Here is a 20,777-nt window from a genome sequence, read left to right on the forward strand (position 1 = left end):
GTTTCCGCCGGCACTATTGCCAGGCGTTTCTAGGACTGTTTGCGGAGGTGTTGTGGGTTCAACCACGGTGTTGGAGTCTATGGACCTCGGGCCGTACATGGGGCGGTGCCGCCGTGTCTGGGCCCGGAGGGCGGGTTTGCCGACCGTGCGGCGCAACTGGCAATCAGTCGCGGCCGAACGGCTGGCGTTCCTGCCACCACGAAAGCACCTGTTCTGCCACCTCTTCGATGGAGAGCTCGGAGCTGTCAAGCAGCATGGAATCCTGGGCGGGCTTGAGCGGTGCGACGCTGCGGTTCATGTCCCGCGCATCGCGTGCTTCAAGGTCAGCCCGAAGGGCGCTTATGTTAGCGGCAATTCCTTTGGAAATCAACTGCTTATGCCGGCGCTCGGCGCGACAGGCGGCGGAGGCCGACAAATAGACCTTGAGGGGAGCATGGGGAAAGATCACCGTGCCCATGTCGCGGCCGTCGGCAACCAGCCCCGGAAGCTGCTGGAAGGACAGCTGCAGGTCCACCAGCGCGTCGCGCACGGCAGGCAGGGCCGAGACACGCGAGGCGTTCATGCCCGACTCCTCGCTGCGCAGCAGGAGGGTGACATCCTCGACACCCAGCCAGATGCGCTGCTCGGCGTCAAAGCGCACGGGCAGCTCGCGCGCCAGCACGGCGATCTGCTGGGCATGCGGTTCGTCCAGCACCAGGCCGGCGCGCGATGCGGCCAGCCCCGTGAGCCGGTACAGCGCGCCCGAGTCCAGCAGGTGGTAGCCAAGAGCCTGGGCGACCTCGGCGGCAATCGTGCCCTTGCCCGAGGCCGTGGGGCCATCGATGCAGATCACGGGAATGCGCGCGCGGGCCGTCTCGCAGACCGAGAACAGGGCCTCGAAGTAGTCAGGGAAGGTCTTGGCGACGCACTTGGGGTCTTCGATGCGCACGGGCAGGGCGGCCGGGTTGAAGGCCGCCAGCGAGAAGCACATGGCCACGCGGTGGTCGTCATAGGTGTGGATGCTGGCCGCACGCCATGCGGCGGTGGACGCGGGCGGCGTGATGCGGATGTAGTCCGCGCCCTCCTTGACATCGGCGCCCAGCTTGCGCAGCTCCTTGGTCATGGCCGCGATGCGGTCGGTTTCCTTGACACGCCAGCTTGCGATATTGCGCAGCGTGGTCGTGCCATCGGCATACAGGGCCATGACGGCCAGCGTCATGGCGGCATCGGGGATGTGGTTGCAGTCCAGGTCGATGGCCTTGAGCGGCCATGCGCCACGGCGGATGCGCAGCCAGTTGGGGCCGCCTTCCACCTCGGCGCCCATGGCGCGCGCGGCCTCTACAAAGCGGATATCGCCCTGGATGGAGTCCCGTCCCACGCCGAGGATGCGGATGCCTTCGGCGCTGTCCGAGGCGATGGCGCCCAGTGCGATGAAGTAGCTGGCCGACGAGGCGTCTGCCTCGACATGGATCTCGCCCGGCGAGCTGTAGCGGCTGCCGGCCGGGATGGTGAAGCGCTGCCAGTTCTCGTTGTGCACGGCAATGCCGAAGCGGGCCAGCAATTCCAGCGTGATGTGGATGTAGGGCTTGGAGATCAGCTCGCCCACGACTTCGATGGTGATGTCGCGTGTGTTGGCCAGCAGCGGCAGCGCCATCAGCAGCGAGGTCAGGAACTGGCTGGAGACATCGCCACGCACCTGGATGGGGCTGTGCGGCAGCTGCGAGAAATCGGGCTGGCGAATGTGCAGCGGAGGAAAGCCGTCGTTGCCCAGATAGTCGATGCGGCAGCCAAGCTGGCGCAGCGCATCGACCAGATCGCCGATGGGGCGCTCATGCATGCGCGGCACGCCGCTGAGCTTGAAGTCGCCGCCCAGCACGGACAGGGCTGCCGTCAGCGGCCGCATGGCCGTGCCGGCGTTGCCCATGAACAGCTCGGCACTGGCGCCAGAGGGCAGGACGCCGCCCAGGCCGGTGATGCGCACGGGCTGGCCGAGGGTGATGGTCGTGGGCTCCACCGTGCAGCCCAGTTGCTGCAGGGCCCGGAGCATGACGCGCGTGTCGTCCGAGTCGAGCAGGTCGTGGACCACGGTCGTGCCCTGGCTCAGTGCCGCGAGCAGCAGCACGCGGTTCGAGATGCTCTTGGAGCCCGGCAGGCTCACCGTGCCCTGCGCGCGGGAAAGAGGGGGGATATCGAGGAAGGCGGTACTGAACATGGCAATTCGGATGCAAACAGGCTGTCGGGAGGCATTGCGGCCGCGCCGGCCGCAATGCACAGGAGCGCTTTGGGTGCGCCGGGCTTGCGTCTGGCGCTTGCCCTGCGTTGTGCGTCAGCGGCGCGGAGCGCCCATGCGCCAATGGGCGCGCGCGGCGCTGGCCAGGGTCAGGTGGTCTTCAAGACCTTGTCCGTCACCGGCCTGGATCAGGGATTCGAGTTGCTGCAGCGCCTGCTGGAACTGGCGCGACTGTGCCAGAACCTGCTCGCTGTTGGCCAGCAGCACATCACGCCACATTTTGGGATCGCCTGCGGCAATGCGCGTGAAGTCGCGGAAGCCGGGGCCGGCCAGGGACAGCACGTCGTCGGAGTCGGGCTGGGTGATCACGCTTTGCATCATGGCGAAGGCCAACAGATGCGGCAGGTGGCTGACCGTGGCAAAGGCGCTGTCGTGGGCTTCGGGCGACATGGCGCGCACGCGGCAGCCCAGCAGTTCCCACAGGGAGCGGGCCTTTTGCAGGTGGTCGGTCAGCGTGCGTTCGGTGGGCGTCAGGATGACCTGTGCGCCCTTGTACAGCTGGGGGTCGGAGTGCTCGACGCCCGAGACTTCCTTGCCTGCAATGGGGTGGGCCGGGACGAAAGAGCCGAGCTGGTCGCGCAGGGCCGAGCGGGCGGCATGCACCACATCGACCTTGGTGGAGCCCACGTCCATGATCATCATCTCGGGCGTGACCAGGTGCTTGATGGACTTGAGCGTGGCCTCGGTCGCCGCCACGGGCACGGCCAGCAGCACCAGGTCGGCACCGGCGGCGGCCAGCAGGGCGGAGGGGGCCTCCACATCGATGACGCCCATCTGGCGAGCGCGTTCGGTCGTCGAAGGCGACTTGCTGTAGCCCACGACGCGCTTGACCAGCCCTGCCTGCTTGAGCGCCAGGGCGAACGAGCCGCCCATGAGGCCGCAGCCGATCAGGCCCAGTTGTTCAAAGGGCTGCATCACTTGGATACCGGGTAGGTGCCCAGCACCTTGTAGAAGGCGCACAGGCCGCGCAACTCTTCCAGCGCGCTGGCCACATTGGGCTGTGCCGGGTGGCCTTCGAGGTCGATGTAGAAGTAGTACTCCCACTGGCCGGTGCGCGCGGGGCGCGACTCGAAGCGCGTCATCGACACGCCGTGCCTCTTGAGCGGCACCAGCAGGTCATGCACGGCGCCGGGGCGGTTGGGCACGGAGATGATGATGCTGGTGCAATCCTGGCCGCTGGGCGAGGGCGTGGCCAGCGTGTGCGGCAGGCAGATGACGGCGAAGCGCGTGCGGTTGTAGGCATCGTCCTGGATGGCATGCGCCACCACATGCAGGCCGAATTGCTGGGCTGCGCGTTCGCTGGCCAGGCCGGCGATGTTGGGATGCAGTGCTGCCAGGCGAGCGCCTTCGGCATTGCTGGACACCGGGCGGCGCTCGGCATGCGGCAGGTGCTTGGCCAGCCAGCCCTGGCACTGTGCCAGGGCCTGGGGATGGGCCGCCACGACTTCGATGCCCTCGGTCGTGTTGCTGCTGCGAAGCAGGTTGTGGCGCACCAGCAGGCTGACCTCGCCCACCACGTGGCAGGGCGTGTGCAGGAACATGTCCAGCGAGCGCGTGACCACGCCTTCGTTGGAGTTCTCCACGCCCACCACGCCGTACTGCGCGCTGCCTGCGGCCGTGGCGTGGAACACCTCGTCGAAGCTGTTGCAGTACATCAAATCGGCCGCGCCGCCGAAGTACTGGATGGCGGCTTCCTCGCAGAACGTGCCCGCCGGGCCCAGCACGGCCACGCGCTGGGGCGACTCCAGCGCCAGGCAGGCCGACATGATCTCGCGCCAGATGGCCGAGACATGGCCGTTCTTGAGCGGGCCGGGATTGGCGGACTCGATCTTCTGGATGACCTGGGCCACGCGGTCCGGGCGGAAGAAGGGCGTGCCTTCACGCTTCTTGACCTCGCCGACCTGCTCTGCCACGCGGGCACGTCGGTTCAGCAGGTCCAGCAGTTGCTGGTCGATATCGTCGATCTGCACGCGCAGATGCGCCAGATCGGGAGAGGCTTGGGGTGTGGTGCTCATGGGCGGGAGTGTGGTCGGTCAGGCGTTGCGCTGTTCGAATTCGCGCATGTACTCCACCAGCGCCTGCACGCCAGCGATGGGCATGGCGTTGTAGATGCTGGCACGCATGCCGCCGACGGACTTGTGGCCCTTGAGCTGCAGCAGGCCGCGTTCCCGGGCTCCGGCCAGGAAGGCGTCATTGCGCGATTCGTCGCGCAGGAAGAAGGGGATGTTCATGCGCGAGCGGCAATTGGCAGCGACCTTGTTCACGTAGAACGAGGACTGGTCCACGTACTGGTAGAACAGGTCGGCCTTGGCGATGTTGCGCGCTTCCAGGGCGGCCACGCCGGTCAGGCCGCCTTCGGTCTGGCGCTTGATCCATTGGAACGTGAGGCCTGCGATGTAGATGCCCCAGGTCGGAGGCGTGTTGTACATCGACTGGTTGTCGGCCACGGTCTTGTAGTCGAAGGCCGAAGGGCAGGCCGGCAGGGCGTGGCCCAGCAGATCCTCGCGCACGATGACCAGGGTCAGGCCGGCCGGGCCTAGGTTCTTCTGCGCGCCGCCGAACGCCAGGCCCACGCGGCTCCAATCGACGGGGCGCGAGGCCACGTGCGAGGAGAAATCAACCACCAGCGGAGCATCGCAGCCCAGCGCCTTCAGGTCGGGCAGCTCCTGGAACTCCACGCCATGGATGGTTTCGTTGCTGCAGATGTGCACGTAGCTGGCGCCACGGCTCAGTTGCCAGCTCTCGGGGGCGGGCAGGGCGGTGAACTTGCCCTCCTCGCCGCTGGCCGCGATGTGCGCGTCCGCCACGTACTTGCGTGCTTCCTTGGCCGACTTCTGGCTCCAGCTGCCGCTGAGCACGAAATCCACCGTGCCTGCGCGCGACAGGTTCAGGGGAACGATGGCGTTCTCGGCCAGGCCGCCGCCTTGCATGAACAGGATCTTGAACTCGGGCGGTACGGCCAGCAGCTCGCGCAGGTCGGCCTCGGCCTGTTCATAGATGGAGATGAACTCCTTGCCGCGGTGGCTCATCTCCATCACGCTCATGCCGGACCCGTGCCAGTCGAGCATTTCGGCGGCTGCCTGCTGCAGCACTTCGGCGGGAATGGCGGCGGGGCCGGCGGAGAAGTTGTAAGGGCGGTTCATGGAGTTCACTGTCAAGTCACGCGCAGGCGCCAGTTCGGGCGGTGCCTGCAACTGTCAAAAATCTGAGCCGCCGCTGGGGCTGCGCTCCCGGTGCGGGAGGCAGTCCCAGCGGCGGCTGGGTCATCAGGCGGGCTCGCCCGTGCCTTCGGCAGCGGCTTCGTCGCCGCCCGTGGCCTCCTCGCCCGTGGCCTCGTCCTCGACTTCGTTGGCATCGTTTTCAACGATGCGCTGCAGGCCGCCGAGCTTGGCGCCTTCGTCCAGGGAGATCAGCGTCACGCCCTGGGTGGCGCGGCCCAGCTCGCGGATTTCCGAGACACGGGTGCGCACCAGCACGCCAGTGTCGGTGATCAGCATGATTTCGTCATCGGCATGCACCAGGGTGGCGGCGACGACCTTGCCGTTGCGCTCGGACTGCTGGATGGCAATCATGCCCTTGGTGCCGCGGCCATGGCGCGTGTACTCCACGATGGAGGTGCGCTTGCCGTAGCCGTTCTCGGTGGCCGTGAGCACGCTTTGCGACTCGTCCTCGGCCACCAGCATGGCGATCACGCTCTGGCCTTCTTCCAGGTTCATGCCCTTGACGCCACGCGCGTTGCGGCCCATGGGGCGCACGTCGTTTTCGTCGAAGCGCACGGCCTTGCCGCCGTCGCTGAACAGCATCACGTCATGCTTGCCGTCGGTGAGGGCTGCGCCGATCAGGAAGTCGCCCTCGTCCAGGCCCACGGCGATGATGCCGGCCTTGCGCGGGTTGGAGAACTCGTCCAGCGCCGTCTTCTTCACGGTGCCCATGCTGGTGGACATGAACACATAGTGGTCGGCCGGGAAGCTGCGGTACTCGCCCGTCAGCGGCAGCACCACATTGATCTTCTCGCCATCCTGCAGCGGGAACATGTTGACGATGGGGCGTCCACGCGAGCCGCGCGAACCTGCGGGCACTTCCCAGACCTTGAGCCAGTACAGGCGGCCGCGGTTGGAGAAGCACAGCAGGTAGTCGTGCGTGTTGGCGATGAACAGCTGGTCGATCCAGTCGTCTTCCTTGGTGGCCGTGGCCTGCTTGCCGCGTCCGCCGCGCTTTTGCGAGCGGTACTCGGACAGCGGCTGGCTCTTGATGTAGCCCGTGTGGCTGAGCGTGACCACCATGTCGGTGGGCGTGATCAGGTCCTCGGTGGACAGGTCCTGCGCGCTGTACTCGACCGTGCTGCGGCGGGCGCCGACCTTGCTCTGTCCGAACTCGGCCTTGATCTGCTTGAGCTCGTCGCCAATGATGGCCGACACGCGCTCGGGCTTGGACAGGATGTCCAGCAGGTCCTCGATGACGGACATCACGTCCTTGTACTCGGCGACGATCTTGTCCTGCTCCAGGCCGGTCAGTCGCTGCAGGCGCATCTGCAGGATTTCCTGGGCCTGGGTTTCGGACAGGCGGTACAGGCCATCGGCCTGCATGCCGAATTCGCGCTCCAGTCCGTCGGGGCGGTAGTCGTCGGCGTTGACCACGCCGCCATCGGTGCGGGTGCGCGTCAGCATCTCGCGCACCAGCTTGCTGTCCCAGTTGCGCGTCATCAGCTCGGCCTTGGCCACAGGCGGCGTCGGCGCGTTGCGGATGATGGCGATGAAGTCGTCGATATTGGCCAGCGCGACCGCCAGGCCTTCCAGCACATGGCCGCGCTCGCGCGCCTTGCGCAGCTCATACACCGTGCGGCGCGTGACCACTTCGCGGCGGTGCTGCAGGAAGACCTCGACCAGATCCTTCAGGTTGCACAGCTTGGGCTGGCCATCGACCAGCGCCACCATGTTCATGCCGAAGGTGTCTTGCAGCTGGGTCAGTTTGTACAGGTTGTTGAGCACGACCTCGGGCACTTCGCCGCGCTTGAGCTCGATCACCAGGCGCATGCCCGACTTGTCGGACTCGTCCTGGATGTGGCTGATGCCTTCGATCTTCTTCTCGTGCACCAGCTCTGCCATGCGCTCCTGCAGCGTCTTCTTGTTGACCTGGTAGGGCAGCTCGTCAACGATGATGGCCTGGCGCTGGCCGCGATCGATGTCCTCGAAGTGGCACTTGGCGCGCATCACCACGCGTCCGCGACCCGTGCGGTAGCCTTCCTTGACACCGTTGATGCCATAGATGATGCCGGCCGTGGGGAAGTCAGGCGCGGGAATGATCTCCATCAGCTCGTCGATGGTGGCCTGAGGCGTCTGCAGCAGGTGCAGGCAGGCATCCACCACCTCGTTGAGGTTGTGCGGAGGAATGTTGGTGGCCATGCCCACGGCAATGCCCGAGGAACCATTGACCAGCAGGTTGGGCAGCCGCGCGGGCAGCACCAGCGGCTCGCGCTCGCTGCCGTCGTAGTTCGGGCCGTAGTCCACCGTCTCCTTGTCGATGTCGCCCAGCATCTCGTGGGAGATCTTGGACAGGCGGATTTCGGTGTAACGCATCGCCGCCGCGCTGTCCCCGTCCACCGAACCGAAGTTGCCCTGCCCGTCGACCAGCATGTGGCGCAGCGAGAAATCCTGTGCCATGCGCACGATGGTGTCGTACACCGCGCTGTCTCCGTGCGGGTGGTACTTGCCGATCACGTCGCCGACGATACGCGCCGACTTCTTGTACGGCCGGTTCCAGTCGTTGTTGAGCTCGTGCATGGCGAACAGCACGCGCCGATGCACAGGCTTGAGACCATCTCGCGCATCGGGCAGCGCCCGGCCCACGATCACGCTCATTGCGTAATCGAGATAGCTGCGACGCATCTCCTCTTCGAGGCTGATGGGCAGGGTTTCTTTAGCAAACTGGGTCATGTGTGGCGATACTCTGACGGCGGGAAAAGGCCCATTTTAGGTCGAATGACGTGTAGCAGCCGAGCAACATAACCCTGGAATTCCGCCGCTGTCCTACTTGTTGGCGCCCGCTTGGCGGTCCGTCTGCTTGTGACGTATGGCACAATCAATTCAACGTTTTTGGTGATGGTCACTGATAACGTCCACAGATTCGCAGCCCTGCTGCGGCTTTTTCCCCAAGAGGAGAACCATGAAGAAACTGAACAAAGTGGCGATGTTGTTTGCCTCTGCCGCCCTCGCAACGGCTGCTGGCGCACAAGTGAAGGCTGCTGACGGTGGCAAGACCATCGACAACTGGCAAAACGGCACCAGCGAACTGGTGTGGAAGAACGGCACGAACGAACTGTGCTGGCGCGATGCCAACTGGACGCCCGCCACTGCAGCAGCTGACTGCGACGGTGCCCTGAAGCCTGTGGCAGCCGCTGTGGCTCCTACCGCAACGCCCGCTCCGGCAGCTCCCGCCCCGGCACCGGCTCCCGCTCCGGCCGTGGCTTCCAAGGTGACCTTCTCTGCTGACGCTTTCTTCGACTTCGACAAGTCGGTTCTGAAGCCCGAAGGCAAGGCCAAGCTGGATGATCTGGCCTCCAAGGTCAAGGGCATCAACCTGGAAGTGGTCATCGCCGTCGGTCACACCGACTCCGTTGGCTCTGACGCCTACAACCAGAAGCTGTCGGTTCGCCGCGCTGAAGCTGTGAAGGCTTACCTGGTGTCCAAGGGCATCGAAAAGAACCGCGTCTACACTGAAGGCAAGGGCGAAAAGCAGCCCATCGCCGACAACAAGACCAAGGAAGGCCGCGCAAAGAACCGTCGCGTGGAAATCGAAGTGGTCGGCACCCGCGCCGCTCAGTAATCTTTCGATTGCTTCCCGCAAAAGCCCCGGCAACGGGGCTTTTTTTATGGCCGAACGGTCGTCGCAATCACCGACAATCGAGCCATGAGCAACGCAATCAACGTCAATGCCGACCCGGCGGAGCTGGAGAAATTCTCCAGCCTGGCCCATCGCTGGTGGGACCCGGAAAGTGAGTTCAAACCTTTGCATCAGATCAATCCGTTGCGCCTGGACTGGATTGATGCGCAAGCTCCCTTGAAGGGCCGCAGGGTCCTTGATGTCGGCTGCGGTGGCGGCATCCTCGCCGATTCCATGGCCCGCAAGGGGGCGAGAGAGGTGGTGGGCATCGACCTGGCCACCAAGGCATTGCGTGTGGCCCAGTTGCATGCGCTGGAAACGGGTACTCCGAACATCCACTACCACGAAGTCAGCGTGGAACGTCTGGCCGAGGAGCAGCCGGGCTCCTTTGACGTGGTGACCTGCATGGAGATGCTCGAGCATGTGCCCGATCCCGCTTCCGTGGTCTCGGCCTGCGCCGAGCTGGTCAAGCCTGGGGGCTGGGTGTTCTTCTCCACAATCAACCGCAGTGCCAAGGCCTTTGGTCTGGCCATTGTGGCGGCTGAGTACCTGCTCAAGATGATTCCCAAGGGGACGCATGAGTACGCCAAGCTGATCCAGCCCAGCGAACTCGCCATGTTTGCCCGTCAGGCTGGCCTTGACCTGCAGGCCAGCAAGGGTCTGCAGCACAACCCCATCACCGGGCGCTACTGGCTCAGCGCGGACACGTCGGTGAACTACATGCTGGCAACGCGCCGGGCAGAAGGGTGAGCCGCATGTGGCAAGAAGTCCGAGCTGTTCTGTTCGACCTGGACGGCACCTTGATCGACAGTGCACCCGACCTGGGTGCGGCCGCAGACAGGATGCGCATTGACCGTGGCCTGCAGTCGCTTCCCTATGAGCGGTATCGGCCCATGGCGGGCGCCGGGGCACGGGGGATGCTGGGAGTGGGCTTCGGGCTCACGCCTGACTCGCCGGAGTTTCCGGAGATGCGCGAGGAGTTTTTCCGCAACTACGAGCAGTGCATGACCGAGCGCACCTATGCGTTCGATGGTGTCCCGGAGCTCATTGCACAGCTCCAGGCGGCATCCATGCCCTGGGGAGTGGTCACCAATAAATCCATGCGTTTCACCGATCCGCTGACGCAGCAGATGCCGCTTTTCGCGAGCGCTGGTGCCATCGTCAGCGGTGATACCACGCCCCACGCAAAGCCCCATCCAGCACCGTTGCTGGAAGCTGCCGCGCGTATCGGCCTGCCTCCGCAGTGTTTTGTCTATGTGGGTGACGATGAGCGCGACATCGTTGCAGGCAAGGCCGCAGGCATGAAGACCGTGGCGGCCTGCTACGGCTACCTTGGCGCAGCGGGCGATACGCTGCAGTGGCAGGCGGATGCGCAAATCTATTCTCCGCTGGAGCTCTTGAAACTGCTGGAAAGAGGCTAAGATAGGAGCCTTGGGGCTGTCCTGGTTTCGACGTGGGTTCGGGACCGGTGTGGTGCATGTCGAGCTTGAGTGACGCTCGTAAATCTCCATTCAAAAAACTAACTGCAAACGACGAACGTTTCGCACTCGCCGCTTAAATCCGGTGAGCCTTGCAACAGCACGCTGATGGGCTGGGCAAGGGGGTAGCAATACCTCCCGGCTGCAAGGGAATTTACATCAGCTGGCTGCGTGCTGGGCTTCTTAGTACGTGGCAAGATCCAAGGAAGCTGGCATCCCGGGTAGCGTGCGCCTGCGCGACTTGGGAGGCGAGACTCAAAACAGAACGCTAAACATGTAGATCTGCCCGGCGAAGGCTTGCGGACGCGGGTTCAATTCCCGCCAGCTCCACCATCCAAGACACCGCCACACACTGATGACCTCAGCGTGTGGCGGTTTTTTTTTGCCTTCAACTGTCCTGCGGTGCCGTCGGAATCGCACGGATTTCGCACGGGCTGCGGGAACGGGTTCGGCAAGGAGGCTGGCCCAGGGTTGATTCAGCTGCTGCCCATGTCGGGCATGGGCTGTTGCGACAGTTCCTGGATCAGCGTGAGGCGGAAATGCGCCAGGGCCTTGGCGCCGTGCTGTATGTGGTGCAGGTCTGCCACCCCGCCGATGCCCGAGACCAACAGCTCTGGTTTGTTGGACAGGATGACTTCTATGAAGTGGTCAGCCAGTTCTGCTGCCAACAGGGTTTCTGTGCTCTGTTTGCTCATGTGCGTTTCCTCCTTGTGTTGGAAATCGCATGGTATGGCAACGCGGCGAAATAGGGGGCGCCGACTGGGAGGCATGGCCGGCGCCCGGTGTCGATTCTCAGATGGCGAGGCTTGCGCGGTCCTTGCCCTCTATCCACTTGGGCGGCTTGCCGCGGCCTGTCCAGGTGGCGCCGGTTTCTGGGTTGCGGAATTTGGGCTCTCCCACGCTGTGCTTGCTGGCCTTGCCGGGCTTGCTCTTGGCGGAGGGGAAGACGTCTTCCTTCGTCAGGCCATATTGCTGCACCATCGCCTTTGCTTCAGCGATCGCGTCGGTTTTCGCATTCTGGATGAGTGCGTCGATTTTTTTCTCAAGCTCGGCTTTTTGTTGCAGCAGGGCCTTGTAGTCGGATGTCATGGCAATGATGATTTTCAGTGGGAGATGCGCGTGTATATCACGGGTATGAATATTTTGTAAGTTATCAGTAAGAAAAAGAGTGTGCGAATGCAGGAACGGTCACCAGCGACGTGGCGCGTTCAGAACAGGTGATGGGGATGGTTGGGGCGGCGAGGTGCGCCCAAGAAAAAGGCCAGCGGCTTGCGCTGGCCTGGGAATAAAGAGCCGGTGCTTTTTGAAAGCTTCCTGGGGGAATGAGAGGGAGGGAGGAGGAAATGCCCCAGACCCGGCAATGAAACGGTGCAGAAACTGAAGGCGATGATGCCTGCCGTGCGCAGGTCGGCCGATGGGTGAGAGGCGAGTCTGCACGTAGGACGGGGGAGCATCTGCCGAGTCACAGGCTGGTCATCTCCATGCGCGATAAACCGGGAGTTGCGCAACCATGGGGGGGAGCGCATTGTTTTTTTATTGCGCATCCATGTCCATTGCTGCCACGCTGATTCCATTTGTTTTCAACCCGGCCAATCCGATGAGTGCGCCATTGCAGCGCCATCGTTGGCGCCTGTATGGTGCGGGCCTGCTTCTGTCGGCATCTGCCGGGGTATGGGCGCAGGTTCCCTTCAACGGCACCTACACGCAGGATTTCGACACCCTGGCCGCGTCCGGGGCGGGGCTGGCCTGGGCCAATAACAGCACTTTGCCGGGCTGGTTTCTCTTCAACAAGAGCCTGGCATCCATCACCTCTTACGTCGCTGGCAATGGTGCCTCCAACACCGGCAGCTTCTACAGCCTGGGGCTGAGCACGGACCGTGCCTTGGGGGGCGTGGCATCAGGCGGGGCCTACTTTGGCAGCCCGGCACAGGGCGCCGTAGCGGGTTGGATTGCGCTGGCAGTGCGCAATGACACGGGTGGCTCGGTCGATGGCATCACCTTGCGATTCAACGGCGAGCAATGGCGCAACGGTGGCAATACGGAACGGCAGCCCATGGTGCTGGAGTACGGCATGGGAGCCACCTTTGCCGACGTGCCTGAATGGCTGCCTGCCGGCGCGAACTTCAATTGGCAATCGCCTGTTGCCACTGGCACTGCTGCCGCCGTGGACGGCAATGTGGCCGGGCGGGTGAACAATGTGGGAGGGGATCTGCGCGGCCTGGGCTGGGCGCCAGGTGCCACGCTGTGGCTGCGTTGGGTAGAGCTCAATGATGTGGGCAACGACCACGGCCTGGCCATTGATGACGTCTCCATCACCCTGGCGCTGCCGGACACCACGGCGCCCACGCTGCAGGCAAGCATTCCCGCGGCGGCGGCGACCGGGGTGGCGCTGAATCCCGAAATCAAGCTGAGTTTCGATGAGGCGGTGAAGCCCGGTAGCGGCAGTTTCGAACTGCGCCAGGGCGGAACGGTGGTGGCAACGCTGCAGGCTGGCGATGCGGCGCAGGTGAAATTCAGTGGCTCGACCATCACGCTCAACGCGGGTGTGCGGCTGGCGGTCAATACGCCCTATAGCCTGGTTTCCGTGGGCGAGCCGGTGTTGGATACCTCGGGCAATGTGTGGACCGGCACGACGCTGGGCTTCACGACAGGAGACGAGCCGCCGGTCACCAGGATTTCTGCGGTCCAGGGCTCTGGCGATCAGTCTCCGCTGGTGGGGCAGAAGGTGACGGTGAGTGCCGTGGTGACGGCCTATATGCCTGGACTGAGCGGCTTCTTCGTGCAGGAAGAGGCGGCAGACTCCGATGGCGATGCTGCTACCTCGGAAGGCATCTTTGTCTACTACGGCAACGCCAATCCTGGCGTGGATGAGAGCACGGTGGGCAAGCTGGTGCAGATTTCCGCCTCGGTGAGCGAGTTCCGCAATCAGACCCAGCTCAGCGCCATCACGGACTTCGTGGTCCGCGGCGCGGCGGCCTTGCCGGAGCCGGTGCGCATCGCACTGCCTGTCAGCGACATGGGGCAATGGGAGCGTCTGGAAGGCATGCGTGTGGAGGTGGCATCCGCCACCGCAGGCGGCAAGCTGGTGGTGAGCGACAACCGCACGCTGGGCCGCTACGGCAATGTCACGCTGTCTGCCGATACGCCGTTGGCGCAGTACACCGAAGTCAACGCTCCCAGCGTGGCGGGCTATGCAGCCTACGTGCAGACGCTGCAGCGCAGCCAGATCATTCTCGATGATCGCTCGGGGGCCCAGAATCCCGAGTTCGTGCCGGGTCGTGGCGGCTTGCCGCTGTCGGCGTCCAACACGCTGCGCGCTGGCGATGGCGTGGACCGCGTCATCGGCGTGCTCGACCAGTTCTTTGATGCTGCCGCCAGCGAGCCCTATCTGACCAGCTACCGCGTGCAGCCCACGCAGATGCCGCAGTTCACGGGGGCCACGCGACCTTCAGCTGCCGAATTGCAGCAGGCCGTGGGGGCGGCCACACTCAAGATCGCATCGGCCAACGTTCTCAATTTCTTCAACCTGACCGGTGCCACAAGCGGCTCTTCCCAGGTGATGTTCAACACGCCGCTGGGCAACCAGCAGGGCATTCGCGGTGCCAACAGCATTGCCGAGCTGGACAGGCAGCGCGCCAAGATCGTGGCCAATCTGCTGGGGCTGGGCGCCGATGTGTATGGCCTGATGGAGGTGCAGAACAATGGCTTTGGCCCAGGCAGCGCCATCCAGGATCTGGCCGACGCCTTGAACGCGAGTGCGGACAAGCCTGCCGGCGCCGTGTATGAGGTGGTCAAGGCTCCCTTCAGTGAGGCTGCAGGCACGGTGCCAGGTGCGGGCACGGATGCCATTACCGTGGCCATCGTCTATCGCAGCGACCGTGTCACGCCGGTGGGCAGCGCAGCGGCACCCAATGTCTCTACCTACGATGCCTTCAACCCAAGCATCGGTGGAGCCCGGGTGCCGATTGCGCAGACCTTTGCCGTGGGCGGCAGCACGGAGCAGTTCACGCTGGTGGTGAACCATTTCAAATCCAAGGGCAGCGTGCTCGGTGGCGCGGGCAATGCGGACGTGCTCGACGGCCAGGGCGCCAACAACGCGGCGCGCGTGAAGACGGCCCAGCAACTGAGCAACTGGCTGGCAACCCGGCCCACAGGCGCGACCAGCCCCCACTTGGTGCTGGTGGGCGATTTCAACGCTTATGCGAAGGAAGACCCCATCACCACGCTGGAGGCCGGCGGCTATGTCAAGGTCTCCCAGGGGCTGTCCTATGCATTCGACGGAATGTGGGGTTCGCTGGACCATGTGCTGGTGAGCGCCAGCCTGCAGCCCAGCGTGGGGCGTGCGGTCAAGTGGGCCATCAATGCCGAGGAGCCCGAGGTGCTCGACTACAACGTCGAGTTCAAGTCGCTCGATCAGCAGGCCAGCTTCTATGCGCCCACCGCCTATCGTTCCAGTGACCACAACCCCATTCTCCTGGGCCTGAATTTCGGTGGCCAGGCGCCATCGTTCAGTGGCGTGCCTGCCAATGCGCAGGCGGTGGTGGTGGGGCAGGCGGCCGATCTGGCGGACTTGGTGGTGGCCGATGCCGACAGCCCCGTCGTCACACTGTCCATCGTCGCCAGCGGCGGACAGGTGCTGGGCCTGGAGGATGTCGATGCTGCACAGCCCGGCATTCAACTGCGCGGCAGCCCCGAACAGGTGTCGCAGCAATTGCGCGCCGCCATGTACATGGCTTCGGTAGCCGGCCCGGCCAGCCTGCAACTGAGCGTGAGCGATGGCGTCCATGCGGCTGTGACGGCCAGCTATCCGCTGCTGGCGACCGCAGCCGGCGCGGTGGACCCGGCCAATCGATTCAACATCTCCGGAGCAAGCCAGATTGCGGTTGCGGGCGAGGTCGTGGGCGGTGGTGCCAACTGCCGCCTGGCTGAGCCGCCGCAGGTCATGGCGGCACCGGGTACTCCACGTCCTGGGGCGGTGGTGCCACACGGGCTGTTGAAGCTCAACACCGATGGCTGTGATGCGGGTGCGCTCGTGACGGTCAGGCTGACCTATCCGAACGATCTGCCCAGTGGTGCTGAATACTGGAAGTGGGGCCGCACGGCAGATAACACCACGCAGCACTGGTACCGCATACCTGCAACGCTGCAGGGTCGCGTCGTCTCCTTCGTGCTGCGCGATGGTGGCCTGGGCGATGACGATCTGCTGGCCAATGGCCGTGTCGAAGACCCTTCGGCCCTGGTGCTGCCTGCAGCAGTCGGTGGCGGCACGCCGGCGGCGATTCCGTCACTGAGCGAGTGGGCGGTCGCGCTGCTGAGCCTGATGATGGGTGGGCTGGCCATCCGTCTGCGCCGACGCAACCCTTGATGCTGCCGTGAAAAGGCCCGGTCTGCACCACGTGCAGGCCGGGCTTTTTGCTTTGGGGCAGGGGAAACTGCGGACAGGCATTTGCCCGACTGCGTGCAAGAGGGATGGGTGGGAGAGGATCTTGGTGTGCAGCCGCAGGCCGATGCTTGATGATGGCCGGGCTGGGTGCGAAGTGGCGCGTCTGCTGCTGCGGACGCCGTCTCGGTGCAAGGAATGAGAGAGATATCCAGAAACGATCGTGCTTGAAAAAGAGCCTGGCTAACCGGCATACCGCTGGCTGGCAAAAACGACTGCAGGCTGAACTGGCCTGACGAGTCGCCCCACGATGAAACTGAACTGCTGCAGCACCATGAATGCTGCAGCATGGGTTGAATGATATACGCAAACAAGAATCATTCTCAAATAAACCCAGAACTTCTCTGGAATTAGAAAAAGCTTGTGTTTTGCGGTTTTCGCCTGCTGGGCTGGTATCTGGCGTGGTGCCGCTCAAGAAAAAACGCCCCGGCTGCGGAGGCGGCCGGGGCGCTGAATGGAGCGTTCCATGCGATCAATCCAGGAAGGACACATGCTAGGGGTTTTGAATGAGAGCGCTTGCGTCTGCGTCTCCGGTCCTTCCTGGTTGTCAAGTGTAAATTGAAACAAGGTGCTTGATGGGGTCAAAGCAGCCGAAGTTGCATGCATCTGAGCCGTAAAGCTGTTTTTTTGTACTCCGATGCAACCGCCTCAAGCCCAATGCGCCGTGCAATGCAAAAAGCCCGCTGTGGAGCGGGCTTTTTTTCTGGGAATGTGGACGATGGCTCTTACGCGACCCTCGTTTTACGGCAGAACGTCTCTGCGGCTGTCACCGTTGTTTTTTTCGTCGTAGTGCACGACGCGCCGGCGTGAGATACAGCATTGCCTGCGCAGACAACCACGGGATTATAGCAGAGGCAGAATTTGCCGCTGGAGCCATGGGCCTGTGTTGCCGCTGAAAGGGGTTTGAAGATGAATGAAATGACGCAAAGGCTTGAGGTCCTGCTCGCATCCGGCAAGGACTCGGCCCTGCTGCGCTGTACCTTGGGCAAGACCTATCTTGAAAACGAGGCGCCTGGGGTGGCTCATTCACACCTGGAGCGGGCCACTGAACTCGATCCCGGCTATTCGGTGGCGTGGAAGCTGCTGGGCCGGGCATTGCTGGCGCTGGGTGACGCTGCTGGAGCACGGCGGGCGTGGAATACGGGATTGGCCTGCGCGCAGCAGAAGGGGGATGCCCAGGTCGTAAAGGAGATTGGTGTGTTCCTCAAGCGCCTGGACAGGCAGCAGGCGGCCTGAGTCGAGACCCTGCGAAAGGGTGTGTGTGGGTGCGGGTGCGGAGCGGGATTCACGCCTGCAAAAGAGCTTCCCTGGCCAAGGCGTCGGCCTCGGTGTTGCGGTGGCGGGGTATCCAGCGCAGTTGCACGTGCTCGAACCCGGTCAGCATGGTGCGGGCCTCGTCAAAGAGGTCTGCCAGGCGCGCGATGGGCTTGATGGGGCGTGGCGATGGAGTCAACTGCTCCACCAGGATGCTGCTGTCCGTGAAGATGCTCAGGCGGCGCGCCTGCAGGGTTTGCAGGGCCTGCAGCGCGGCCATCAGGGCGCGCAGTTCGGCTTCGTTGTTGCAGCCTCGCTCGGGGCAGGGCTCGGACAGAAGGTGGCGGCGTCCGTCGGGTGCGGTGATGACGGCGCCCATGGCCATGCGTCCGGGGTTGGGTACGGCGCTTGCATCGATGTAGGCAGTCCAGAGGTCGGCATCTGAAGGCGCGGGGCCGCAGGCGCTTGGGCGTGATGAGGGCTTTTCCAGGGGCATGCCTGCATCATGCGGCAGTGGTGGGGGTTCGGTCGCATTTCTTGTCGGATGGCGCCGGACAATGCAGGTCTGCAAATCACCGAAACCGAAGAAGGCAGCGAATGATCAGGATTCTGGGCAAGTCATCGTCCATCAATGTGCGCAAGGTGCTGTGGCTTTGCGTGGAGTTGGGAATTTCTTTCGACCAGGAGGAATGGGGTTCATGCTATCGATCGACGCAGGAGCCTGGATTTCTGGCGCTCAATCCGAATGCGATGGTTCCGGTGCTGCTTGATGGACCGCTGGTGCTGTGGGAGTCCAATACCATCTGCCGCTACCTGGCGGCCCGCCATGACCGGCAGGACCTGCTGCCGGCAGCGCCCGCCGAGCGCGCGCTTGTCGAGCAGTGGATGGACTGGCAGGCCACCGAGCTGAACAATGCCTGGCGCTATGCCTTCATGGGATTGGTGAGAAACAGCCCCGAGCACCAGGACCCCGTGCAACTGGCCGGCAGCATCGCGAACTGGCATCGCCACATGCGCATTCTGGAGGACCAGTTGTCGCGCACCGGCGCCTTTGCTGCTGGCGCGCAATTGAGCCTGGCCGATATCGTGCTGGGCCTGTCCACGCACCGCTGGATGTCGGCGCCCATGGAGCGCCCTGAATTGCCTGCAGTCCGCGCCTACTACGAACGGCTTTGCGAGCTACCGGGCTTTCGCCTGCACGGCGCCAACGGCATGCCTTGATGGTGGTCTGGCGCCCTGCGTGACAAAGCCCGCCAGGTTTTCTGCGGGCTTTGGTTGTTCAAGGGGTGGGGGTCAGGGGGCGACGCGCACCAGCATCATGTCGGCCTTCGAGCCTGCACCACGGGTCAGGACCGGGTTGACGGTGTCATTGATGAAGATGAGTTGGTTGCCCTGGGTAATGCGTGAGGTGACCGTGTACTGCGCGGCAGGATTCAGGCGGCTGGGCTCGACGGGCAGCTTGAAGCTGTAGGGCGGCTTGAGGCCTTCGAGCCGCATGGACTGCTGGGATATCACCGGGGCGGGAGCATCGGCGCGCGAGGTGTCCTGCAATTCGACGACCAGCACGGCATCGGGCGCAAGCGGAGCGGGCTCCCTCAGGTCGACCGTTCCCATGACCGCAGTGACGGGCGCATTGGGCGCCGGCTGGGTCTGGGCGCATGCACCCAGCAGTGCTGCGGACATCACGAGGGCCAGGGCTGTGCGGCGCTGAAGGCTGTTGGAATTCATTGGAGCTCCTTCTTGATTTGGGAGTCCCAGTCTGGCCTGGCGCGGCTTGCGGGGCTGTAGGAGCAGGCTCAACACAAGCTGCTGCCATTTCCCAAAGTCGCATGGGCCGATCTACTGGCTGGTTGCCAGTCTTGGAGGCAAGGGTGTGAAAGGTTTGTGCCCGTGCTGCGGGCGCTGCGCTGGCGACGCTCGGTTGAACACTTGCGATCTGGACAGACAAAAGCCCCTGGCTCTTTCGAACCAGGGGCTTGAATCATTTGGTCGGAGCGGCGGGATTCGAACTCGTGACCCTCTGCTCCCAAAGCAGCCGGGCGAACTAGTGGAATCAACGACTTGCGCTGTTTTCTTCTAACGCGCACATCTGCAAGGATGGTGATTTTCCATAGGCAGCGCAGAGGCGCGTTAGAAGAATTTCAGCGTGTCGCGTCCACCTTCAGCGCGCGTTTGTGGCGCACATAGTCGGCGGTCTGGGACTGGGTGGAGTGGGCGCCCATGCGCTGCGCCTCCATGATCCCGCGCCCACGGTCCACATCGGTCAGGGCCTTGCCGCGGAGGTCGTGGAAATGGCAGTCCTTGACGCCTGCCCGCTTCACTGCCCGCTTCCAGGCAGTGGACGCGCCCGAGTAGGTGTAAGGCTGACCCTGCAGCGTGCAGAACACGAAATCAGGGCTTTGGTTGGGGAGCGCTCGCAAGCGGTCCACAACGTCACGCAGGCGCTGCGTCCATGCGATCAGGACCTGGGCGCCGGTCGAGCCCTCGGTTTTGGCTGGCTGGAACGCGATGCCCTGCTTACCCACATCGCTCCACCGCAGGGTCAGCAGGTCGCCAATGCGCTGCCCGGTCAGGTATGCCATGTCGATCAGCGCGCAGATCGTGTGGCCGGAGCGCGTGCGCTTGCCGTCGTCCCCGTACATCACGGCAACTTTGATGCGGCGCACCTCGGAATCCGTGATGTACCGCGTGCGCGCCTTCACGGACATGGTCTTGAGGCTGTCTACCGGGTTCGTGCCTGGCGGCCGGTAGCCTTTCTCTTCGGCGAACCGCATCAGCTCTCGCAGCATGGAGCGGTAGGCGTTGTAGGTGCGCGGCTTGTCGCTGAAGTGTTTCAGGAACTCCACGATGGCCGGCGCGGTGACCTCCTGCGCGCGAAACTCCTGGAACGATTCGGAGATCGTGCGCGTTTGGTAGGCGTCGTTGGCCTGCGTTTTCACGCTGTGCCTGCTGCCAACCTCCGCGAGCCAGTCCGCGATCAGTGCGGCCATGCTGTCCCGGGCCTGGTCTGCCTGCTCCATATCGGCCAGGGCGCGGTACAGAGCAGGCAGGCCGTCACGGATAGTGGACAGGCGCGTCCAAATCCGCTTTTTCCCTTCGGCGCGGACATGCCAATAGGCGCCGCCCTTCTCGTAGACGCGCTTCGGCAGGTCGCTGCGGCGCGGGCTCATGCGGGCCTCCGCATCTGCGGCGGCCGCACGCGCGGAGCTGTGGACGGCGCTGGGCCAGCGCATACGGCCAGGTAGTGGTCGCGCTCCAGCAGCACCTTGCCCGTGCGCTCGCTGATGCGGGCGCGGAAGAACCCGCGCTTGTGCAGCGCCTTGAGCTGCATGGACGGCCATTGATAGTGGGTGAGCTCCCTGATTTCGTTTTCAGAGAGAGTCAGGCTGATGCTCATGGTGGGCACCTTTCTGGAAATAGAGCGGCCCGCGTGAGGCGGGCCGGGGTTGTAGGTGGA

General features: G+C 64.0%; 17 protein-coding genes and 1 other RNA gene. 7 read left to right on the forward strand and 11 right to left on the reverse strand.

All coding sequences use genetic code 11. The features are described from left to right. Window positions 1–163: 163 nt before the first annotated feature. From AC57B5_RS28590 to gyrA, 5 genes are all read right to left on the reverse strand, one after another. Complete coding sequence (locus AC57B5_RS28590) at window positions 164–2,191, reverse strand: bifunctional 3-phosphoshikimate 1-carboxyvinyltransferase/cytidylate kinase (protein WP_496400763.1); 2,028 nt, start codon at window positions 2,189–2,191, stop codon at window positions 164–166. Window positions 2,192–2,305: 114 nt separating this feature from the next. Further along, the gene (locus AC57B5_RS28595; RefSeq protein ID WP_088164206.1) at window positions 2,306–3,184 is read right to left on the reverse strand and encodes a prephenate dehydrogenase; all 879 of its coding nucleotides are present in this window, start codon (window positions 3,182–3,184) and stop codon (window positions 2,306–2,308) included. Beyond that, window positions 3,184–4,284 (reverse strand): prephenate dehydratase, encoded by a 1,101-nt coding sequence (gene pheA, locus AC57B5_RS28600; protein WP_013801628.1) that lies wholly within the window; start codon window positions 4,282–4,284, stop codon window positions 3,184–3,186. The genes AC57B5_RS28595 and pheA overlap by 1 nt, the downstream gene beginning before the upstream one ends. A gap of 18 nt (window positions 4,285–4,302) precedes the next feature. Beyond that, window positions 4,303–5,412 carry a 3-phosphoserine/phosphohydroxythreonine transaminase gene (serC, locus tag AC57B5_RS28605; protein WP_063325831.1) on the reverse strand — a complete coding sequence of 370 codons (1,110 nt, stop codon included), beginning with the start codon at window positions 5,410–5,412 and terminating at the stop codon, window positions 4,303–4,305. A gap of 123 nt (window positions 5,413–5,535) precedes the next feature. Continuing rightward, window positions 5,536–8,202, reverse strand: a complete 2,667-nt coding sequence (gyrA, locus tag AC57B5_RS28610) for a DNA gyrase subunit A (protein WP_034395021.1) — start codon at window positions 8,200–8,202, stop codon at window positions 5,536–5,538. 229 nt (window positions 8,203–8,431) lie between these two features. Between gyrA and ompA the strand changes: the two genes are divergently transcribed. The 4 genes from ompA to ssrA all read left to right on the forward strand — a co-directional run bounded on the left by ompA (window position 8,432) and on the right by ssrA (window position 10,959). After that, window positions 8,432–9,091: an outer membrane protein OmpA gene (gene ompA / locus AC57B5_RS28615; protein WP_192366470.1), complete on the forward strand. Its 660-nt coding sequence runs from the start codon at window positions 8,432–8,434 to the stop codon at window positions 9,089–9,091. A gap of 84 nt (window positions 9,092–9,175) precedes the next feature. Next, window positions 9,176–9,898 (forward strand): bifunctional 2-polyprenyl-6-hydroxyphenol methylase/3-demethylubiquinol 3-O-methyltransferase UbiG, encoded by a 723-nt coding sequence (gene ubiG, locus AC57B5_RS28620; RefSeq protein ID WP_043820619.1) that lies wholly within the window; start codon window positions 9,176–9,178, stop codon window positions 9,896–9,898. Between the two features lie 5 nt (window positions 9,899–9,903). Then, window positions 9,904–10,569 (forward strand): HAD family hydrolase, encoded by a 666-nt coding sequence (locus AC57B5_RS28625; protein ID WP_013801633.1) that lies wholly within the window; start codon window positions 9,904–9,906, stop codon window positions 10,567–10,569. A gap of 12 nt (window positions 10,570–10,581) precedes the next feature. Continuing rightward, window positions 10,582–10,959: a transfer-messenger RNA gene (gene ssrA, locus AC57B5_RS28630) on the forward strand. 143 nt (window positions 10,960–11,102) lie between these two features. On the opposite strand, the gene AC57B5_RS28635 is transcribed toward ssrA, so the two are convergent. Together AC57B5_RS28635 and AC57B5_RS28640 are read right to left on the reverse strand one after the other, a co-directional pair. Then, entirely contained in the window at window positions 11,103–11,321 is a 219-nt protein-coding gene (locus tag AC57B5_RS28635) for a hypothetical protein (protein WP_013801634.1), read from the reverse strand. Window positions 11,322–11,418: 97 nt separating this feature from the next. Further along, window positions 11,419–11,715 (reverse strand): H-NS histone family protein, encoded by a 297-nt coding sequence (locus tag AC57B5_RS28640; protein WP_496400764.1) that lies wholly within the window; start codon window positions 11,713–11,715, stop codon window positions 11,419–11,421. A 457-nt stretch (window positions 11,716–12,172) separates the two neighbouring features. Between AC57B5_RS28640 and AC57B5_RS28645 the strand changes: the two genes are divergently transcribed. Together AC57B5_RS28645 and AC57B5_RS28650 are read left to right on the forward strand one after the other, a co-directional pair. Continuing rightward, window positions 12,173–15,991: an ExeM/NucH family extracellular endonuclease gene (locus AC57B5_RS28645; RefSeq protein WP_496400765.1), complete on the forward strand. Its 3,819-nt coding sequence runs from the start codon at window positions 12,173–12,175 to the stop codon at window positions 15,989–15,991. Window positions 15,992–16,975: 984 nt separating this feature from the next. Beyond that, entirely contained in the window at window positions 16,976–17,302 is a 327-nt protein-coding gene (locus tag AC57B5_RS28650; protein WP_496400883.1) for a tetratricopeptide repeat protein, read from the forward strand. Between the two features lie 49 nt (window positions 17,303–17,351). Here AC57B5_RS28650 and AC57B5_RS28655 read toward each other — a convergent pair whose 3' ends face one another. Next, window positions 17,352–17,816 (reverse strand): ribonuclease HI family protein, encoded by a 465-nt coding sequence (locus AC57B5_RS28655; protein ID WP_496400766.1) that lies wholly within the window; start codon window positions 17,814–17,816, stop codon window positions 17,352–17,354. A gap of 101 nt (window positions 17,817–17,917) precedes the next feature. On the opposite strand from AC57B5_RS28655, the gene AC57B5_RS28660 reads away from it, so the two are divergent. Continuing rightward, on the forward strand, window positions 17,918–18,541 hold the full coding sequence (locus AC57B5_RS28660) for a glutathione S-transferase family protein (RefSeq protein ID WP_496400767.1): 624 nt from the start codon (window positions 17,918–17,920) through the stop codon (window positions 18,539–18,541). Window positions 18,542–18,613: 72 nt separating this feature from the next. Here the strand turns inward: AC57B5_RS28660 and AC57B5_RS28665 are convergent, their stop codons facing one another. The 3 genes from AC57B5_RS28665 to AC57B5_RS28675 all read right to left on the reverse strand — a co-directional run bounded on the left by AC57B5_RS28665 (window position 18,614) and on the right by AC57B5_RS28675 (window position 20,717). Then, complete coding sequence (locus AC57B5_RS28665) at window positions 18,614–19,048, reverse strand: YbaY family lipoprotein (protein ID WP_496400768.1); 435 nt, start codon at window positions 19,046–19,048, stop codon at window positions 18,614–18,616. Between the two features lie 413 nt (window positions 19,049–19,461). After that, the gene (locus AC57B5_RS28670) at window positions 19,462–20,490 is read right to left on the reverse strand and encodes a tyrosine-type recombinase/integrase (RefSeq protein ID WP_496400769.1); all 1,029 of its coding nucleotides are present in this window, start codon (window positions 20,488–20,490) and stop codon (window positions 19,462–19,464) included. Continuing rightward, entirely contained in the window at window positions 20,487–20,717 is a 231-nt protein-coding gene (locus AC57B5_RS28675) for a DUF4224 domain-containing protein (RefSeq protein ID WP_141836289.1), read from the reverse strand. Before AC57B5_RS28675 ends, AC57B5_RS28670 begins: the two co-directional genes overlap by 4 nt. Window positions 20,718–20,777 lie beyond the last annotated feature (60 nt).

Source organism: Delftia sp. BGA-UO-ETr-SB1 (assembly GCF_059567865.1).

What these genes read in the sequence shown, in the direction of transcription:
- AC57B5_RS28590 (WP_496400763.1), bottom strand. Translation starts at nt 2,191, where the DNA reads ATGTTCAGTACCGCCTTCCTCGATATCCCCCCTCTTTCCCGCGCGCAG.
- AC57B5_RS28595 (WP_088164206.1), bottom strand. Translation starts at nt 3,184, where the DNA reads ATGCAGCCCTTTGAACAACTGGGCCTGATCGGCTGCGGCCTCATGGGC.
- pheA (WP_013801628.1), bottom strand. Translation starts at nt 4,284, where the DNA reads ATGAGCACCACACCCCAAGCCTCTCCCGATCTGGCGCATCTGCGCGTG.
- serC (WP_063325831.1), bottom strand. Translation starts at nt 5,412, where the DNA reads ATGAACCGCCCTTACAACTTCTCCGCCGGCCCCGCCGCCATTCCCGCC.
- gyrA (WP_034395021.1), bottom strand. Translation starts at nt 8,202, where the DNA reads ATGACCCAGTTTGCTAAAGAAACCCTGCCCATCAGCCTCGAAGAGGAG.
- ompA (WP_192366470.1), top strand. Translation starts at nt 8,432, where the DNA reads ATGAAGAAACTGAACAAAGTGGCGATGTTGTTTGCCTCTGCCGCCCTC.
- ubiG (WP_043820619.1), top strand. Translation starts at nt 9,176, where the DNA reads ATGAGCAACGCAATCAACGTCAATGCCGACCCGGCGGAGCTGGAGAAA.
- AC57B5_RS28625 (WP_013801633.1), top strand. Translation starts at nt 9,904, where the DNA reads ATGTGGCAAGAAGTCCGAGCTGTTCTGTTCGACCTGGACGGCACCTTG.
- AC57B5_RS28635 (WP_013801634.1), bottom strand. Translation starts at nt 11,321, where the DNA reads ATGAGCAAACAGAGCACAGAAACCCTGTTGGCAGCAGAACTGGCTGAC.
- AC57B5_RS28640 (WP_496400764.1), bottom strand. Translation starts at nt 11,715, where the DNA reads ATGACATCCGACTACAAGGCCCTGCTGCAACAAAAAGCCGAGCTTGAG.
- AC57B5_RS28645 (WP_496400765.1), top strand. Translation starts at nt 12,173, where the DNA reads ATGTCCATTGCTGCCACGCTGATTCCATTTGTTTTCAACCCGGCCAAT.
- AC57B5_RS28650 (WP_496400883.1), top strand. Translation starts at nt 16,976, where the DNA reads ATGAATGAAATGACGCAAAGGCTTGAGGTCCTGCTCGCATCCGGCAAG.
- AC57B5_RS28655 (WP_496400766.1), bottom strand. Translation starts at nt 17,816, where the DNA reads ATGCCCCTGGAAAAGCCCTCATCACGCCCAAGCGCCTGCGGCCCCGCG.
- AC57B5_RS28660 (WP_496400767.1), top strand. Translation starts at nt 17,918, where the DNA reads ATGATCAGGATTCTGGGCAAGTCATCGTCCATCAATGTGCGCAAGGTG.
- AC57B5_RS28665 (WP_496400768.1), bottom strand. Translation starts at nt 19,048, where the DNA reads ATGAATTCCAACAGCCTTCAGCGCCGCACAGCCCTGGCCCTCGTGATG.
- AC57B5_RS28670 (WP_496400769.1), bottom strand. Translation starts at nt 20,490, where the DNA reads ATGAGCCCGCGCCGCAGCGACCTGCCGAAGCGCGTCTACGAGAAGGGC.
- AC57B5_RS28675 (WP_141836289.1), bottom strand. Translation starts at nt 20,717, where the DNA reads ATGAGCATCAGCCTGACTCTCTCTGAAAACGAAATCAGGGAGCTCACC.